The following is an 18,004-nucleotide window of genomic DNA, read 5'->3' on the forward strand; positions in this document are numbered from 1 at the left end:
ATAGTGCTCTGAAGAAAACTGTGGGAATAACTGATGAGGTGGCAGGCATGTATCAATACGATGATTACGACCGGGCGCTAGTGTTCGAGCGTGTTGCGCAGTTCCGCGATCAGGTCGAGCGCTTCATGGCTGGGGAGTTGAGCGAAGAAGAGTTCCTGCCGCTGCGCCTGCAAAACGGCTTGTACATGCAAAAGCACGCCTACATGCTGCGCGTGGCGATTCCCTACGGCACCTTGAGTGCCGAACAGATGCGCACGCTGGCGAGCATCGCCAGTGATTACGATCGCGGTTACGGCCACTTCACTACGCGGCAGAACATGCAGTTCAACTGGATCGAACTCGCCGAGGTGCCGGACATCCTCGAGCGTCTGGCGCAGGTCAACATGCATGCGATCCAGACCTCCGGCAACTGCGTGCGCAACATCACCACCGAGGCCTTCGCCGGGGTGGCGGCGGACGAGTTGATCGACCCGCGCCCGCTGGCCGAGATCCTGCGGCAGTGGTCGACGATCAACCCGGAATTCCTGTTTTTGCCACGCAAATTCAAGATCGCCATCTGTTCGGCGAAGCAGGATCGCGCGGCGATCATGATGCACGACATCGGTCTGTACCTTTACCCCGGTCGCGACGGGCAGATGCTGCTGCGAGTGATCGTCGGCGGAGGTCTGGGGCGCACGCCGATTCTCGGTTTGCAGATTCGCGAAGGCTTGCCGTGGCAGCATTTGCTGTCGTACGTCGAAGCCGTGCTGCGCGTGTACAACCGTCACGGTCGGCGCGATAACAAGTACAAGGCGCGGATCAAGATTCTGGTCAAGGCGCTAGGCATCGAGGCGTTCGCCAAGGAAGTCGAAGAGGAATGGCAACACCTCAAGGACGGCCCGGCGCAGTTGACCGAGGCCGAATACCAACGGGTCGCCAGCGCCTTCGTGCCGCCGGTCTATCACACCCTGGCCGACACCGATCTGGACTTCGGCACGCGCCTGGCCGAAAGCCCGGCGTTCGCCCGTTGGGTCGCGCGCAACGTGCAGCCGCACAAGGTGCCGGGTTACACCAGCGTGGTGCTGTCGACCAAACCGGGCATGGCCTCACCGCCGGGAGATGTCACCGCTGTGCAGATGCTCGCAGTCGCTGACTGGTCGCAACGTTTCGGTTTCGGCGAGATTCGTATTGCCCACGAGCAGAACATCGTCTTGCCTGATGTGCCGAAAACCGACCTCTATGCGTTGTGGCAACTGGCGTGCAAACACGATCTGGGAAGCGCCAACGTCGGCCTGCTCACCGACATCATTGCCTGCCCCGGTGGCGATTTCTGTGCGTTGGCCAACGCCAAATCGATCCCGATCGCCCAAGCGATTCAGGCACGTTTCGATAACCTCGATTACCTGCATGATTTGGGCGATATCAGCTTGAACATCTCCGGCTGCATGAACGCCTGCGGTCACCACCACATCGGCAATATCGGCATCCTCGGCGTCGATAAGAACGGCAGCGAGTGGTATCAGATCACCCTCGGCGGCGCCCAGGGCAAAAACAGCGCGTTGGGCAAAGTCATCGGCCCGTCGTTCAGCGCCGCCGAGGTGCCGCAGGTGATCGAGCGGATCATTGGCACCTTCGTGCGCTATCGCGAGCACGAGGAATTGTTTGTCGATACCGTGGCACGGATCGGCCTGGAGCCGTTCAAGGAACGGGTCTATCCGAAGACGCTGGAGGCTGCGGTATGAATAATCTGTTGCGGCTGGAGCAGGGTGTCGCGCGAATGGTGACGGACGATCCGTGGACGCTGGTGCGTGAGCCATCGACGCCAAGGCCTGCAGGTTTGCTGATGTTGCCGCTGACGCACTGGTTGGAATCACCGTCGACTCATGCGGTGTGGCTTGGCCCGGAGGATGAGGTTGAAAGCCTGGTGCCGTGGTTGGCCTCTTTACCGCTGATCGCACTGGATTTCCCGAGTTTTCGCGACGGGCGTGCTTACAGTCAGGCGTATCTGCTGCGCAGCCGGTTCGGTTGGGCAGGGGAGTTGCGCGCGATTGGCGACGTGTTGCGTGATCAGCTCAGCCATATGCGCCAGTGCGGGTTCGACAGTTTTGCGGTGCGCGAGGACAAATCCGCCGAGGATGCGCTGAAGGGGTTGGCTGGCATGAGCGTGTTGTATGGGCGCTCAGTCATCGAACCACGTCCGCTTTTCCGTCGGCGTTGATGGTTTGAAAGATCGCAGCCTGCGGCAGCTCCTACATGAGGTCAACTGTAGGAGCTGCCGCAGGCTGCGATCTTTTGATCTTGCTTCTGCCACCGGGGAAACCCCTACAACCCTCACTCGTTGGGCATTTTCCCTTGGGTCGATGCTGGCCTTTTGGTAGAGTCGCCGTCGCCAGCGGGTTTTCGGCTGGACGATGGAACCGAAGAAGGGAGTCTGATCAGTGAGTCCGGGCAAAAAAATCCTCGGCCTCACAGCGGTGCTTTTGATGCTGACGCTGTGGGCCAGTTACTTTTATGTATTCAAGGAAAACCGCGACGGCCAACTCGGCGGTGTCGGCGAAAGCACCGCGTGGTGCGGCACGCCACCGACTACGGAAGCGGCGTTGCTGGGCAAGGACCAACTGACCTTGCGCGTCACCAACAACCTGCGCGGCGAGTTCATGCTCAGCGGTTCCCTGGTGGTTTCAGAACGCACCTTCAACCGTTACGACCTCAGCCGCAACGAACTGCGTTTGCGACTGGAACCGTTGCAGTGGTCATTCGGCGTCACGCCGATCTTCCTTGAACAGGTCAAGGTACAGCCGCTGAGCCGCAACCTGTCCGCCACCAACAAAAGTGCCTACGCCGAACTGGAACCGCGCCCGATCGGCGTACAGGGTCAGGTCACCGAATTCCCGTTCGACACCTACCGGTACGGCTATAAACCGGTGCTCTATTACCTCAAGGGCAGCGAGCGCATTGATCTGCGCTTCAAGAACATCACCACGTTGATGGAGATGTCCAATACCTTCACACCGATCCAGAAATACAACCGCGTCGACTACATCAACGAGAAAACCTCGATGATCCGCGACGAGGATTACAAGGCTTACGGGCCACACGAATGTGCGTTCAGTGTCGAGCGCAAAGGCTCGTTCAAGGTTGTGGTGTTGCTGCTGCTGTTGGTTCTGTGTCTGCCGTTGCTGCTGGTGTTTTACCGTAACGAACCGGGGATCGACTTCCTCGCCACGCTGTTGGGGGCGGCGATTGTGCGGGTGCTGCTGATTGGGCCGGTGCAGGATTTTCAGCTGTACAACATTGATTTCCTGTTGGGCGCGGCGATTTTGTTGGTGGGTACGGTGTCGTTGATCAAGGCGATGCACATCAACAGCCGGCGGGAGATGGCTTTGCGCAGTGGTGAGACTTCATCCTGGTAAATCGGTTGAACCTTGAAAAGCCCCTCACCCTAACCCTCTCCCAGAGGGAGAGGGGACTGACTGTGGGATATTTGAGAGATACACCGACCTGAACGATCGGCCTTGAATCCATAGTCGACTCGGTTTTTCAGGTCGGTGTAACTCGCCAGACAACTCGGTCGGTCCCCTCTCCCTCTGGGAGAGGGCTAGGGTGAGGGAAGCCAATCTCCAGCCAATCACTTAAGCGCCGGATCCCCCATATTCATCTTCTTCCACCCCTGCAACAACACCTGCGCCTTCGGCTCCTGCCCACTGTCGAGATACCACTGAATCAGCGATAACCGCGCATTGCGGTTCGCCGGTTGCACCTTGAGCAAACCTTCCAGCACCGCGCACGCCTCATCGACCTTGCCGCTTTCATGCAGCGCCACCGCCAGCACATAACCGTACTGCGCGTTCTGCGGCTCCAGTTGCGCGGCTTTCTTCAGCGGTGACATGGCTTCAGCAGCCTTGCCCGCGCGGATCAGCGCCAGCCCCTGGGTGTGCTGCAACAGCGCCGCGTCCGGATGCTGCTTGAGGCTGTTATCCAGCAGGGTCTGCGCCTCCTGGCCACGACCATTGGCTTCCAGCCATTGCACCAGCGTCACCAGTGCCGGGTAGAAATCCGGATCGCGTTTGAGTGCCGAGCGCAGCAGACCTTCGACTTCCGAACCACGGCCACTGGCCTGATACAACATCGCCAGGTTCAGATTGGCCTCGGCACGTTCCAGCAGGCTTTTCTGCACCGCTTCGTACTCGGCAATCGCTGCATCCCAATTGGCTTGCGCAGCGCCAAGACCGTTGTTGCGCGCAACGCTCAACAGATCCCGCGCAGCCACAATGCGCACGGCTTTCACCGGATCACCCAGCAGCGGTGCCAATAACGGCGCACGCTCCGGCGGCGGCAGGAATGCACTGATCACTCGCGCAGCGCTTTCACGCACTTGCGGCGCCGGGTTCTTCAGATCTTGCGTGGCCAGCTTCAAGGCCTGTTCGCTCGGGTACAGCGGCAACTCCGCGAGCAACGTCGCCCGTTGAATCGCTGGCAAATTGCTGCGCTGCAACTGCTCGTACAGCGCATCCGCAGCGCCCGGCTGGCCGTTGCGGATCAACCACAGGCTTTCGTCATAACGCGGTGCCAGCGGCGCGGTGGAGGCGCTCCATAACTTGAACTGCGCGGTGACCTTGTCGCCAGCCTTGCCCTGATGACAGGTCAGGCAAGCATCCGGGGTGCCGAGTTTCTGCGCACGCTCAGGGTTGGGAATGCTGAAGCTGTGGTCATGGCGGAAGTCGTTGCCCATGTAAAACTTGCCGGGCATGTGGCAATCGACGCACTGCGAACCGGGCTGGCCCGGAGTGTGGCGGGTGTGTTCTATGGAATCGTAGTTCTTCGCTTGCAAGCCCTTGCCATCAACGCCTTCGACTGACGTTTTGCCGGCAGTATTGTGGCATTGCAGGCACACCGCGTTGCCCGGGGCTTTCAGTTCGCTGCTGTGCGGGTTGTGGCAGTTGCTGCAACGCACACCCTTGTCGAACATTTTGCTTTGCAGGAACGAGCCGTGTTCGAACACCTCATCCTTGATCTTGCCGTCCAGCGCATACAACTCGCGGGTGAGGGTGCTCGGCAGATAATCGTCCATCAGGCGCTTGCCGACGGTGTAGCCATCGCCCAACGGCGCACGCCGCGCGTGGCAACGGGCGCAGGTTTCGATCTCGACGGTGGCGTTCTTGTCCTTGAGGTCGACGTCAAACCCCTGATGGATCAGGTCGGTTTTTTTCTGCGTCCACTCCAGGTGATTCGACGCCGGGCCGTGACACGCCTGGCAACCGACACCGAGGCTGTTCCACTGACTGTTGAAGGTGTTGCTGGCCGCATCAAAATTGCGCTTGAAGCCGGTGGTGTGGCACTCGACGCACATGAAGTTGGCGTTCTGGCTCGGCTTGCTCCAGTGCAGCGGATTCTTGAAATTGACGCCTTGGCCGGGGTAGAGGTGAAACCAGCGGTTTTTCTCGGTATCCCAGGCCACGCCGAGCGCCTGCAAACGACCTTCGCCGACCTCGATCAGATATTGCTGCAACGGCGCGATGCCGAAGGTGTAGGCGACTTTGAAGTCGGCGTTCTTGCCGTCGATACCGGGCGTGTTGACCCAGAACCCATCGCCCTTGCGCGAGAACCGTGTGGTCTCGTTTTCGCCTTTGAAGACGACGTTGTTGAAGTCGCCGAGCATCGTCTCAGCGTTCGCCGGCTGCATCGCCAATTGGTGATGCGAGCCTTGCCAGTCCTTGACCTGTTCGCTGTGGCAGCCCTGGCATTGTTGTTCATCGACCATCGTCGCCGGTTTGCTCGCCACAACTGGTTGTGGCTTGGCAGCCGGGGCGACGGGGGCGCTGACCGGCGCAGGTTTCACCGGCGTCGGAGCAGGGCTGAACAGAAACCAGCCGATGCCCGCGACGGCGGCGAGCAGCACACCGATGGTGATCGGGAACACGTACTTGGAAATTGCAGATCGAGGCGAATCAGGGTCAGGTTGTGCTGTTTTATTTTTATGCTTGGGCATTGCGACTTCCGTAGTCCAGGTGCATTTGCCGTCTGGCGTGCGTTCAAGCTCGGTGCAGCTTTGCCGGATGCTCGGCGTCTGTCAAATGACGGTTGTGATCCGCCGCGCAGCTTTGTGTGAATTTTGTGCTTTGCAATCGCAATTACTGAGGTTTTAGCTATACCTGTAGTTCCCCCGGGCAAAGTTTTTGGCCTTCTGACAGGAGTTACAGCATGAAGCTAGCAGTGATGATGGGCACTCTGTGTTTTGCCACTCTCGCGGTGGTGGGTTGTTCCAGCAAAACCGTCGACCCGAAAGAGTACTCCGGCTTCCTCAAAGACTACAGCCAGCTCAAGGAGGCCAAATCGCCGTCCGGTGCCGAGGTCATGCGCTGGATCGATCCGAAGGTCGACATCAAGAAATTCACCAGTGTGTACATCGAGCCGACTCAGCTCTATCCGAAACCGCAACCGACCGCGAAGATCTCCCAACAGACCCTCAATGGCATCACTTCCTACTACGATCAGGCACTCAAGCGTGAAATCGGCAAAGACCTGCCGTTGGCTGCCGGTCCTGGCCCGGGCGTGATCGTGGTGCGTGCGGCGATCACCGCCGTGAGCAGCAAGACCGAAGGCCTGCACGCTTATGAGGTGATTCCGATCGCCCTCGTCGCCGCGGCTGTAAGCACGGCCAGCGGTATCCGCGATCAGGAAACCACCCTGGCCACCGAAGCGGTGTTCCTTGATGGCGCGAACAACAAGGTTATCTCGCAAGTAGTGCGCAAAGGCACCGGCAAGCCACTGGAAAATGATTCGCAGGCGATGACGGCGAATGACGTCAAACCGGTGATCGATGGCTGGGCTTCGGACATGCGTCAGTCGTATCTGAAGCTTAAGGCTGCCAAATAAGTGTGCCCGGCCGGATTGTCCGCGAGGACGGTCCGGCCTGTGCCACACCCTTAGAAGTTGGCGCGTGCCTGACGGTTGTATTGGCTGAGCAGGGCGTCGTAGCCACGGGTGACGGCGTAGTAATCGTCGCTCAAACGTTGCGGTTCGGCGTGGTTTTGCCAGTCCTTGTGCAAGGTGTTCAGCGCGTCGAGATAGTTTTGCGCTGGCTCACTGATGTGCCGCCACAGCTCTCGCGCGTCATCGTCCTTGTTTCGAAATCCACCCGCGCGAAGAGCGATGAAAGGCTCGCGACGATTCCATGCTTGTTGCAGATCGGCGGTGGTATCGGCCACGGCTTGCGGGCTCAGGGTGCGGTGTTTCATCCCGTTTTCTAGCAACTCCAGTGTCTCCCGAGCCTGAATCATGTACGCCAGCAGCGACCAGTGGATCTCCTTACCCACGCGCGCTTCCAGCAGCTTGAGCTGCTCGGGGCGCTGTGCCACGTCCAGTGGCAGCAGTTCCTCTCGCAAGGCTGTCGATGCGTTAATGTAGGCATTGCTGGCGGCCTGGATTTGCCCCGAGCCCTGTGACAACCGGGCGAGCGGCGTGGCATAAAAATTCGCACTTCTGTCGAGTCGCTCCGGCGTAAAGATCAACGCCGCCCCCTGCAGTGCTTGCGCGTAGTCACGGACTTTTTGTGAAAGCACTGGCTGATAGGCCAAGAGTTCGAGTTTTTCGTTGATATGACTGAGGCAGAGATCCTTTTGGATGTCCTGTACGGTGTACGCATCCGTGTTGTCGAAATCCCGTGCCTCAGCAAGATAATGCCCGAATGCATCACTTGTTGGCCGCGGACGTTCGAATTTGTCGTAGGCGTTGCGCCAGTGCACATCGACACGGTTGACGCAGGCGATGATCGGGCTCAACGCGTTGGCCTGCGCGGTCACGGGGGATTCGCGCTGATCAAGCCACAGATCGAGCTTCAGGAACGGCCGGGTCGCGCTCGACAGCCCCATCACCACCAGAACGACCACTACGCCGCTGACAAACATGAGTCTTGAGGTCATGGTCGTGCCTCCGCCGGATACCACTGTTCACGGGTGGCGGGCACGCCACAGTCGAACGAACTCGCCGGCAACCGGCTACACAAACGCTCCGCCCAGGGTTGCAGTCCCTGATTGCGATTGACCGTGCCTTGGCTGGCGGCCACTTTGAACACGCCCAGCACCAGCACCAGGGCGACAACCCCGAGTAGCGTCAGGCCGATTTTCACCGGTAGGTTGGTCTTTTCCCAGGACGTGTGTGGCTTGACCTGACGGCGACGGATCAAACCCACGCAGGCCAGTGTGGCGGCATAGACGACGCCAGCGATGGGGCCGAAAAACCAAGTGAGCCCGGCCACCATCAATGCGCATGGAATCAGGTCACGCAGTATGCCGAACGGTGCAGCGTCCTTGGCGAACCCAGGCCATAACCGCGCGCTGAGGCGGTCGTCCAGCAGCCAATGGGTGTGCGCCAGTTCGTGAGTCAGCCAGTTGATGCCCGCAGCGATCACGCCAAACACGATCGTTGAGGTCATGACGATATTGATCAGTCCGGTGACGCGCAGCCCCAGCGGGATAAAATGAGTAAACGCACCGATCAGACAAGCCAGCACCACGCCAACGTAGGTCGGCCATTCACCGCGTTTCAGTTCCCAGTCGCGCCAGAAAAACGCGGTGCCACCGGGCAACTCTGCACAGACCTGCGGATGATTGGCGTACAGCGCCGAACTCAAATGTCGGCAATGCTCCCAATCTTTCTCACGCAGGCGCCGGGCCAATGCGCGGCGCTGGCTGAACGGGCCGCTGCCGAGCAACAGGCGCGCGGCGCGGTGTTCGGCAGTGGCGGGCGGCTCTTCGGCGAGTTGACGTTGCTGCGCGATAAACAGCGGTGCCTCGTAGCGAGCGGTCAGCCGCTTCCATTCATCTTTCGGGCAACGGTTGGCCGGGCCGGAATGCCAGCCCTGGCCCGCGCAAACCTGTTCGAAAATTGCGGAAGACCAGTGTTCGCTGTCCAGCAGCAATCGACTCAGGAACAGGTTGAACCACAGCCGGTGTACTTCAGCGTCGAGCCACAGACATTGGCCGGACTGTGCGTAGGCCTGCAAAAAGGCCGCACTGTCCTCACGATCAAGGGCTTCACGCAGCGGTCGAGTAATGCGTTCCCGCTGCTGATCGAGCAAATGTTCGATGGATTCCTCGTCCAGTTCCAGGCGTTGCCAGGCACTGAACCAGTGATAGGTCTGCACCGCCCAATCGACCATCGGCGCCGATGTTTGCGGGTTCTCGATGCAATGCTGCAGCAGTGTCTCTTCGAGGATATGCGCACAACCCTGTTCAACGGCGAGGGCATGGCGCTGTTGCAACTGCGCAAGGCTGGTGTCGTGCAACGAGCGCGTCGCCTGTTGCAAGGCATCGACTTCGACCACGGTCAGGCCGCTCAGGTCCCAGCTGTCGTCTTGGTTCTCTGTGTCTTCGTTGGCCTGCGCCCATTCCTTGTAATTCAGGGCTTGCTCATAGGCGTCACGCAGGCGCTGAAAGCCCTCGGCGTCTTCGTCCGGGCGGGTCTGTTTGAGCAGGGCAGCGTATTGGCGTTTGATACTGCGCGTATCGGCGTCGGCCGTAAGGCCAAGGACGGTCCAGCAACTCATTGCGTGTACAACTCCATGAAAACCTGCGACGCGGTCCAGTGATGGCACTTTGATTGTGCGCACCCTACCTGTTTCGCGTCGAAAAGTCCTCAGCCTCTATTCATTTGCCGACGAACCAGCGGAAATACGGGTTGCCGCCATCGCCGCGCATCACTTCGCCGATATCCCGCGCCCAGGCATCGCGGTCGCCGTCGTAGGCATGCAGGCTGGCGCGATAGAACTGCATCAGGCGCTGGCGATGGCTTTCCATACGTTCATTGAAACCGGCATCGGCATTCACCAGTGGCGGCGGCTGATACAGGTCCAACAGTGCCGGCAACACGCGCGTGATTTCCTTGCTGCGCACCCACGGCGCGTACTCGATACGCGGTTGATCGTCGGTCACCGCAGGTGCATCGGCGGCAAAGCGTTCAAGCCCGGCGCGATCGGTGACCCAGGTCGCGAGCAGGGCAGCGGCTGAACCGATGCCGACATCCTGCAAGGTGCTGCGCACGCTGTCCTGCTGGAAACGCGCGGTGATTTTCGCGGCGTCCAGTTCCATCGGCTGCATTGAGCCGACCAGCAACATCTCGTGGAACTCACTGGTCCACAGTGAGGCGTACGGGAACACGTCGAGGAAACTGCGCACCAGCGAACGCGAGTCGTCGATGTTCTGCGTCGGTAATGGCAGCCACTGGGCGGCGATGCCCTGTTTTTCCAGGCGACTCGCCGCCAACTGGTAGAAGTCCCGCGAATACAGGTTGACCACGCCGGCCGCAGAGGGCGGTGGCGGTTCGAGAGTGATCAGGTCGTAGGTTTGTGCGCTGCGGAGCAGTTCCTGGCGACCGTCGCGCAGACGCACATCGACGCCGGGATCGCTGGCGGCGTTGAAGTTGCCCTTGAACAGCGGCGCGGCTTTGACCACCGCTGGCAGTAGCTCGGCCACCACCCGGTGCTCCAGCCCCGGATAGCGCAGCATTGCACCAGCCGTGATGCCGGTACCGAATCCAATCACCAAGGTCGAACGCGGTTCACCGTTGTGAATCAGCAGCGGCAACAGCGCCTGAATGCGCATGTAGCGCAGCGACGGCATGGCATCGCCGGTGTTCGATACGCCTTGAATGTACAAACGGTGGAAGGTGTTCTCGCCGCGTCCTTGCGCAACCACTGCGACGGTGCCACCACGTCCTTCTTCGTAGAACGCCAGGCTGCCATTGCGCGCACCGGGCAACAGGCTGGCGAGTTTGTCGACCGGCGTGAACACGGCCAAAAAAACCGACACCAGCCCAAGGGCGGTCACAGCCTGACGCCGGCCTTTCTTCACGTGATGACCTTTGCGTACGGCAAAATAGCCGATGCCGGCGGCGATGATCGCCAGCAGGCCCAAGGTGCGCACCAGCCCCAGCAGCGGGATCAACAGGAAACCGCAGAGCATCACCCCGACGATCCCGCCGAGGGTATTGAAAGCGACCACCGCGCCGACATCACGACCAACGCGTTCATGGCCGACACTCAAACGCAGTGCCAGCGGAAACGCCGCGCCGAGCAGCAGCGTTGGTACAAACACAATGCTCAACGCCGCCACTGCAAAGCGTGCGCTCATGCCGGCCAGCTCACTGGCGCCCAGACTCAACAACCACATCTCCGCCTGACTTTGCGCGATCACCAGCCAGCGCCCGAGCACGGCGATTTCCAGCAAGGCGACCAACCCGGCGCCGGCAATCAGCAAGCCGAACACGCCCCACGGATCACGGATGCGTTCGACCCGCCGGGCGAGCAGGGCGCTGCCGATAAACAACCCGGTCAAATAGGTCGCCAGCACCACGGCAAACGCGTAGGTGCGCGTGCTCATGAACTGCACGATCGATTGCGACCAGACCACTTCATAGCCCAGCGCCACGCCACCGGCGATGGAGTACAGCCACAGCGCAGTTCGATCCGGGGCTTTTTCTACGTGATGTTTGATGGTGGTGGTCAGGGGCGCCGGATGCTGCCGGGCCAGCCATAACGCACCGATGGCTGCCAGCAGATTGAGCATCGCCGCAAACAAGGCACTGCCACGCACACCAAGGCTGGCGATCAACACGAACGCGGCGAGGAGGGTGCCGACAATCGCCCCCAAGGTGTTGGCCGCATATAACTGACCGCCAGCCTTGCCCGGGTCAGTGGTCAGCGAACGCACCAGCACCGGCAAGGTACCGCCCATCAACACCGCCGGCAGGCCAACCAGTGCAAAGGGCAGCAGCCATGCGAGCACGCCGACGTGCCCTTGCAGCCAGGCAAACGGGCTGGCTGCCAGGCTCATGGCCACGGTCGCGCCGACGCCGAGAATCGCCACCAGCACTTCCAGCCCGGCATACAGCAACACCGGTTGTTGCAAGCGATCCGCCCAACGTCCGAACAGCAAGCCACCGATGGCCAGCCCGGCGAAAAACGCGCTGATACCGGTGGTGATCGCGTACACCTCGACGCCGACCACCAGCGACAGTTGCTTGATCCACAGCACTTGATAGACCAAGGCTGCGGCGCCGGAGATGCACAGCAGCAGGGCAGGGATGAGCAGGGCCGGGGAGGTGGTTTGCAAAGCGGGTATGGCCGATGGCTTGCTGGCGATACGTGAGGACATGCGGAGGCCTTAATTCAAAAGTCACTGTGACGGTACTGGCCCCTTCGCGAGCAGGCTCGCTCCCACACTGGACCTGTGGCCACCACAAATCCCCTGTGGGAGCGAGCCTGCTCGCGAAGAAGCCGACACAGTCCCAAGTCAAAAAAAAGGGCCACTCGCCGGTGACGGCGAGCGGCAGTCGAGCGGTGTTACTGGGCTTTCTTCATTTTCTCTTCAATGCGGCGGTCCACGTCCTCACGGATCTGGTCGATACTGAAGCTCGCCGGACGCTGACTCGGTGGGTAGTCGACGAAGGTCTGCAGGAACTTCGCAGCCCTGCGGGTGCCGTCGAAAATCAGATAGTCGTTTTTCGTCAGCCAGTCATAGTATTGGTCAGACACGATGTCAGCCCGTTCGTACGGGTCCATGCGCAGGTTGAACATTTTCGGCACACGCAGGCACACGAACGGTTCGCTCCACACTTCCAGACCACCGGGAGCGCGCTGCTCACAGAAGACCAGTTTCCAATCGTTGAAACGCATGCTGACCAGCACACCGTCATCGTTGAAATAGTAGAACTCCTCGCGCGCGCTCTTGTCGGTTTTGCCAGTCAGGTAATCCAACTGGTTGTAACCATCCAGATGCACCTTGAAGTTCTTGCCGCCGACGTCGGCGCCTTTGAGCAGGCGATCCTTGATATCGGTGTCGCCGACCGCCGCCAACAGCGTCGGGAACCAGTCCAGACCCGAGAACAACTGCGTCGACACTTCACCGGCCTTGACTTTACCCGGCCAGCGAATCATCGCAGGCACTCGATACGCACCCTCCCAGTTGGAGTTTTTCTCGTTGCGGAACGGTGTGGTTGCCGCATCCGGCCACGACCATTGGTTAGGGCCGTTGTCGGTGGTGTAGACCACGATGGTGTTGTCGGTCAGTTTGAGGTCATCGAGCGTTTTGAGCAGTTTGCCGACGTCGCCGTCATGCTCGATCATGCCATCGGCATACTCGTTGCCGACCATGCCGCTCTGGCCTTGCATCGATTCGCGCACGTGAGTGAACGCGTGCATGCGGGTGGTGTTCATCCAGACGAAGAACGGTTTGTTCGCCTTCGATTGCTTCTCGATGAACGCCTGAGCGGCGGCAGTGGTTTCGTCGTCGATGGTCTCCATGCGTTTTTTGGTCAACGCGCCGGTGTCCTCGATCTTGCCATCGGCAAAACTGTGGATCACGCCACGCGGAGAGGCTGCCTTGACAAACTCGGCATCATTCTTGGGCCAGTACGGACGCTCCGGTTCTTCTTCGGCATTGAGGTGATAGAGGTTGCCGAAGAACTCGTCGAAACCATGGTTAGTCGGCAGGTATTCATCTTTATCACCGAGGTGGTTTTTACCGAACTGGCCCGTTGCGTAACCTTGTGCTTTCAATGCCTGGGCGATGGTTATATCGCGGGGCTGCAAGCCGACTGGCACGCCAGGCATGCCCACTTTCGACAGGCCAGTACGCAATGGAGTCTGCCCGGTGATGAACGATGATCGTCCAGCCGTACAGCTGTTCTCCGCATAGTAGTCGGTGAACATCATGCCTTCTTTGGCGATGCGGTCGATGTTCGGGGTCTTGTAGCCAACCACCCCCATCGAGTAGGCGCTGATATTGGTCTGGCCGATGTCATCGCCGAAGATCACGAGAATGTTGGGTTTTTCAGCCGCTGTGGCCGTTGCCGACAGCGCCATGACCGAAGTCGCCACTAAGGCGAGCTTGGGTAGCCACTTGCGTATGCGAGTCATCTGACTTGCTCCTTTTCGCGGGGGTCGTTTATTGCGACTAACGTTTATTGCAGTCCTGCATCACGCTTTCTTATTGCACCTGCCCGGTGACCGCAGGCTCGAACGGGTAGATCCGGCGCCACTCCGACGCCATGTCAACCACGGTCCAGCCACGGGAATTCGCTTCATCGAGGGCTTTGTCGAGCCGGCCGATATCGGATTGGCGGTCATAGGCCCATTCGCGCTTGGCGTCGGTGTGGTGCACCAGCCCCATAAACCGTTTGCCGGAACCGGCGGCGGTCCACTGCAGCATCTGCAGGTCACCGTCGGAATTGCCGAAGGCGAGGATCGGCCGTTTGCCGATCACCGCGTCGATGCTTTCCGGTTTGCCGGGGCCGTCGTCGTTGTGCGCCAGTTTCGCTGTGCGCACGATCGAGGCCTTGCCGTCCTTGTATTGGAATGAAGTGATGAAGGTGGTGCCGATCACTTGTTCCGGCGGGATGCCGTAGACCTTCTCGGCGAAGGCGCGCATGAACCCGGTGTCGCCGCCGGAGACGATGTAGGTCTTGAAGTCCTGTTTGCGCAGGTAGTCGAGCATTTCCAGCATCGGCTGGAAGATCATCTCGGTGTACGGCTTGCCGGTTTTCGGATGGCGCGCCTGACTGAGCCAGGTTTTGGCGTAGTCATCGAAGGCTTCGGTGGTCATGCCGGTGTGGGTCGCCCCGACGATTTTCAGCAGGCCTTCCATGCCGGAAGCGGCCAGCGCCTTGTGATCGTTTTCCAGCACGGCTTTGAACGGCTGGGTGGTTTTCCATTCCGGATGCTGCGCGGCGTTGCGCTTGACCTCGTCGAAGGCAAACAGCAATTCGAAATAGGCCGGTTGTTCACTCCACAACGTACCGTCGTTGTCGAACACGGCGATGCGGTCGCCCGGTTTGACGAAGTCCTTGCTGGTCTGGTCGGTCACCGCCTGCACGAACTCGATAATGTTCTTCTTCGCCGGGCCGTCATTCCACGACGGCAGCGGCTCGCTGGCCTGAGCCAGCAGTGGCAGGGCGAGGCCGAATAACAGGGCGAGTCCGAAACGTTGGCGTTGCCGTAGCGCAGTCGTCATGGGAAGTCCTTCTCGTGAACGGGGTTGAGCGGGCGCAGGGCCGAGGCCGGTTTCGCGTGCTGCTGTTCGGCCTGACTGTGAAGCGTAGTCAATGATTCGCGCAGTTGAACGAGTGTTTGCTCGGTGCTTGGCTGACGACCGTAAAGCCCACGTAACAGCCCTTGCAGGCGCGGGCCGGTATCCACCAGTTTCAGCCCCAGCCGACTGCGGCGCAGCCACAGGTACAGCGCGCTCAATTGCGCAGGTCGCGCTTGTAGTTGTGCGTTGACTTGCTGCCAGGCGAAATCAGGGGATTGCTGCCATGCCCGTTGTTGCGCCTGCCGGCGTGTTTGCCACTGTTGCCGGGCGCGGTTTAACGCTGGACGCAACAGATAAGCGGCACCGGCGACCGCCACGATCAGGGTCAGCCACCACAGCCAGCGTGTAGAGAAGTGCAGGCGATTCTGGCCGAGTTGCTTGAGGTCTTCGCTGATTGAAAAGACCGGTTTGTAAGGCGTGCCGGCTGCTGCCTCGAACGTCACCGCCGGCACTTGCGCGGTGCGCGATTGGCGAGTGCCGGCGTCCCACCATTTCACCTCGATGGCCGGCAGGGTGTGTGAGCCGGCCTTGTCGATGCGGTAGCTGACGCTGTCGATGCGCTGGCCGCCGAGGATGTCACCACGTCCGTCATCCAGCGAGGTGACTTGCGGGGTTTTCGCATAGCGGCTCAGACCGGCAACATCACCGAGCGTTGGAATCGGCAGAGCCATGGCCAGTGCGCCGTCCGCTTGCAGGGTCAGTTGGCGGGTGATGCTGTCGCCGACTTTCAACGGCGTCGCCGAGTGGGTGATGCTCTGAGTGAAACGCAAACCGCTGGCCACTAGCGGTGTTTCCCCGGGTTTGAAGCCGGGCGGCTGGGCCGCGCTGAACTGCACCGGCTGGCTTTGCGCACTGATTTCTGTCGTGGCCTGGCCGGGTGTGGCGCGCACGGTCAGAGAAGGGATTTCAAACGTGCGGGCGACGTTCGGGGTGATCAGGTAGCTGTAGCGCAAACCGCTGAAAGCCTGTCCGTCGATGGTTTGATTGAGGTGCTGTGCTTGACCGTCCGGCGGCATGACCAGGGCGCCGTCGAGTTTCAGCTCGGGCAGGGTGGCAGCGCTGGTGAACCAGGTGTCAGTGAGGACGTCGATTTGCAGTTCGATCAGGCCACCGACCATGGCGCCTTCGGCGGGTTGCAGATGGGCCTGGACTTTGAGTTGGGGTTCGGTGGCGAAAGCATTGAGGCTTAGCAGGCTGGCCAGGAACCAGAAGCTGATTCTTGTAGTGATCAATCTGGCCCCATCGCTGGCAAGCCAGCTCCCACAGGGTTTTATGGTGTTCACAAAATCGGTGATAACACCGGAGTTCCCTGTGGGAGCTGGCTTGCCAGCGATGGCGGTAGTAGGGGTTAGGCGGTTCATGGCCTGGCTCCCTGCTGATCCTGCAAACTGAACTTCTGCCTGAGAAACTTCGCCGGCGAGGTGGTCAGGTTCTGCAGCCACAAGGCATCGGACGCAGCCTGTTCAGTCTCGACCTTTTTGCTCTGACCCTTACCCGGCGCCTTGTCGAATTTCACCTCATCGGGCTTGGTCTCCGGGGCGTTTTTCTCGGCGCTTTCGGTGTCCTTGAGCAAGGCCTGGGCCAAGGCCAGATTGGCCGTGGCTTCTGCGAACTGCGGTTGCAGCTTCAAGGCCTGGGTATACGCGGCGATGGCTTCATCGAACTTGAAGCGGCGCACGTAAATATTGCCCAGATAGAAATACGCCTGCGGCGTGTCGAGCCGCGCGAAAGTTGCCAGCGCGAGGTCGTAATCGGCCGCGTGATACGCCGCGACACCTTTCCAGTATGGGTCGACAAACAGTGCAGCGGCTTGCGGTAGATGCTCATGTTCAAAGGCCCAGCGACCTTGCTGATCGCGGGTGAAGAAAGCGTCGGTCAGGGCGTTGGCCTGTGCTGGTGCTGCTGGCCAGCTCAAGCCAATCGCCAGTGCCAGCGCGGGCATCCAGTTGACGCTCCAGCCCTTGCGCACATTGCACAGCGCCAACAGCAACAACGGCCAGCACAGCCAGTAACCGGCGTCTTTCCAGTGCAGTTCGCGCTGCTCGGCGCTGGCACTCTGAAAATGCTGCTGCGCGTGCAACTCGATCCAGTCCAGATCATCGTCATTGACGGTCAGGCTACCCAGTGGCGCATCGAGAGCGGAGGCCAGTTGCTTGATTGCTGCCGGATCGAAACGGCCCAGTGCCGGGCGCCCGTTGGCATCGGTGCGCGGCTGGCCGTTGGCATCATGGATGATGCCGCCGTCCTCATTGCCAACGGCCAATACCAGCACTTGTAACGGGCTGTCGCCCACCCGCTTGTCGAGGTCGTCGAGTTCTGCGGTGTCAGCGCCGTCAGTGATCAGCAGCAGGCTGCCGGGTGTTTTTTCCGCGTTGAGCAAGCGTTTCGCCTGATCGATCACCGCGCCGACGTCTTTGCCCGGTTTGTCGATCAATCCGCTGCCCAAGGCTTGAATGAAGGTGTCGAGCAGCGCCGGATCATCGGTCGGCGGCAACACCAGATGGGCGCTGCCGGCGTAGGCAATCAATGCGGTGCGCGCACCGGCGCGGCGCTGGATCAGGTCGTGCAGTTTGTGTTTCGCCGCTTCCAGTCGACTCGGCTGCACATCGCTGGCGTCCATCGATGGCGACAGATCCACGGCGACAATCAGCGGCGCATGATTTTCAAGGAAGTCCGGCCGATCCTGTTCCCAGGTCGGCCCGGCGGCGGCGACGGCGCCGAGCATCAACAGCGCGCACAGCAGGTGCACCGGGCGCAGGCGCTGATGGTCTTGAGGGGTGATGAGTAAGTGCGGCAACAAGTGCTCGGCGATATTGCCGCGCAACCGTCGTTGCAGGTCGCGACCACGCCGCCAGAGCATTGGCAGCACGGCACCGAACAGTGCGAGCAGCAGCCATAGGGGGCGGAGGAAATGGAAGTCGCTGAGGTTGATCTCCATC

Annotated in this window: 12 protein-coding genes; 4 read left to right on the plus strand and 8 right to left on the minus strand. The window is 60.4% G+C overall.

Translation table 11 applies throughout. The annotated features are described in order from the left end of the window. Positions 1–47 precede the first annotated feature (47 nt). The 3 genes from M5G26_RS12160 (at position 48) to M5G26_RS12170 (ending at position 3,392) form a co-directional block, all read left to right on the plus strand. Positions 48–1,721: a nitrite/sulfite reductase gene (locus M5G26_RS12160; protein WP_273915459.1), complete on the plus strand. Its 1,674-nt coding sequence runs from the start codon at positions 48–50 to the stop codon at positions 1,719–1,721. Beyond that, on the plus strand, positions 1,718–2,197 hold the full coding sequence (locus M5G26_RS12165; RefSeq protein ID WP_273915460.1) for a DUF934 domain-containing protein: 480 nt from the start codon (positions 1,718–1,720) through the stop codon (positions 2,195–2,197). Before M5G26_RS12160 ends, M5G26_RS12165 begins: the two co-directional genes overlap by 4 nt. A gap of 220 nt (positions 2,198–2,417) precedes the next feature. Continuing rightward, positions 2,418–3,392 carry a hypothetical protein gene (locus M5G26_RS12170; RefSeq protein ID WP_273915461.1) on the plus strand — a complete coding sequence of 325 codons (975 nt, stop codon included), beginning with the start codon at positions 2,418–2,420 and terminating at the stop codon, positions 3,390–3,392. A 215-nt stretch (positions 3,393–3,607) separates the two neighbouring features. Here the strand turns inward: M5G26_RS12170 and M5G26_RS12175 are convergent, their stop codons facing one another. Then, positions 3,608–5,968: a tetratricopeptide repeat protein gene (locus M5G26_RS12175; protein ID WP_273915462.1), complete on the minus strand. Its 2,361-nt coding sequence runs from the start codon at positions 5,966–5,968 to the stop codon at positions 3,608–3,610. A gap of 212 nt (positions 5,969–6,180) precedes the next feature. Here M5G26_RS12175 and M5G26_RS12180 point away from each other — a divergent pair, with 212 nt between their 5' ends. Continuing rightward, positions 6,181–6,855: a DUF3313 domain-containing protein gene (locus M5G26_RS12180; RefSeq protein WP_273915463.1), complete on the plus strand. Its 675-nt coding sequence runs from the start codon at positions 6,181–6,183 to the stop codon at positions 6,853–6,855. Between the two features lie 50 nt (positions 6,856–6,905). On the opposite strand, the gene M5G26_RS12185 is transcribed toward M5G26_RS12180, so the two are convergent. The 7 genes from M5G26_RS12185 to M5G26_RS12215 form a co-directional block, all read right to left on the minus strand. Next, positions 6,906–7,901, minus strand: a complete 996-nt coding sequence (locus tag M5G26_RS12185; RefSeq protein WP_273915464.1) for a DUF3829 domain-containing protein — start codon at positions 7,899–7,901, stop codon at positions 6,906–6,908. Continuing rightward, positions 7,898–9,526: a J domain-containing protein gene (locus tag M5G26_RS12190; RefSeq protein ID WP_273915465.1), complete on the minus strand. Its 1,629-nt coding sequence runs from the start codon at positions 9,524–9,526 to the stop codon at positions 7,898–7,900. The genes M5G26_RS12185 and M5G26_RS12190 overlap by 4 nt, the downstream gene beginning before the upstream one ends. Positions 9,527–9,626: 100 nt before the next feature. Beyond that, a complete protein-coding gene (locus M5G26_RS12195) occupies positions 9,627–12,131 on the minus strand; it encodes a fused MFS/spermidine synthase (RefSeq protein ID WP_273915466.1) in 2,505 nt (834 codons plus the stop codon). Between the two features lie 188 nt (positions 12,132–12,319). Beyond that, the gene (locus M5G26_RS12200) at positions 12,320–13,894 is read right to left on the minus strand and encodes an arylsulfatase (protein WP_095112052.1); all 1,575 of its coding nucleotides are present in this window, start codon (positions 13,892–13,894) and stop codon (positions 12,320–12,322) included. A 70-nt stretch (positions 13,895–13,964) separates the two neighbouring features. Further along, entirely contained in the window at positions 13,965–14,987 is a 1,023-nt protein-coding gene (locus M5G26_RS12205) for an HAD family hydrolase (protein ID WP_273915467.1), read from the minus strand. Further along, complete coding sequence (locus M5G26_RS12210) at positions 14,984–16,426, minus strand: hypothetical protein (protein WP_273915468.1); 1,443 nt, start codon at positions 16,424–16,426, stop codon at positions 14,984–14,986. The genes M5G26_RS12205 and M5G26_RS12210 overlap by 4 nt, the downstream gene beginning before the upstream one ends. Beyond that, the gene (locus tag M5G26_RS12215) at positions 16,423–18,003 is read right to left on the minus strand and encodes a VWA domain-containing protein (RefSeq protein ID WP_273915469.1); all 1,581 of its coding nucleotides are present in this window, start codon (positions 18,001–18,003) and stop codon (positions 16,423–16,425) included. Before M5G26_RS12215 ends, M5G26_RS12210 begins: the two co-directional genes overlap by 4 nt. Position 18,004: the final 1 nt, after the last annotated feature.

This window comes from Pseudomonas sp. TNT2022 ID642, from assembly GCF_028656995.1.
In the GTDB taxonomy this organism is placed as follows: domain Bacteria; phylum Pseudomonadota; class Gammaproteobacteria; order Pseudomonadales; family Pseudomonadaceae; genus Aquipseudomonas.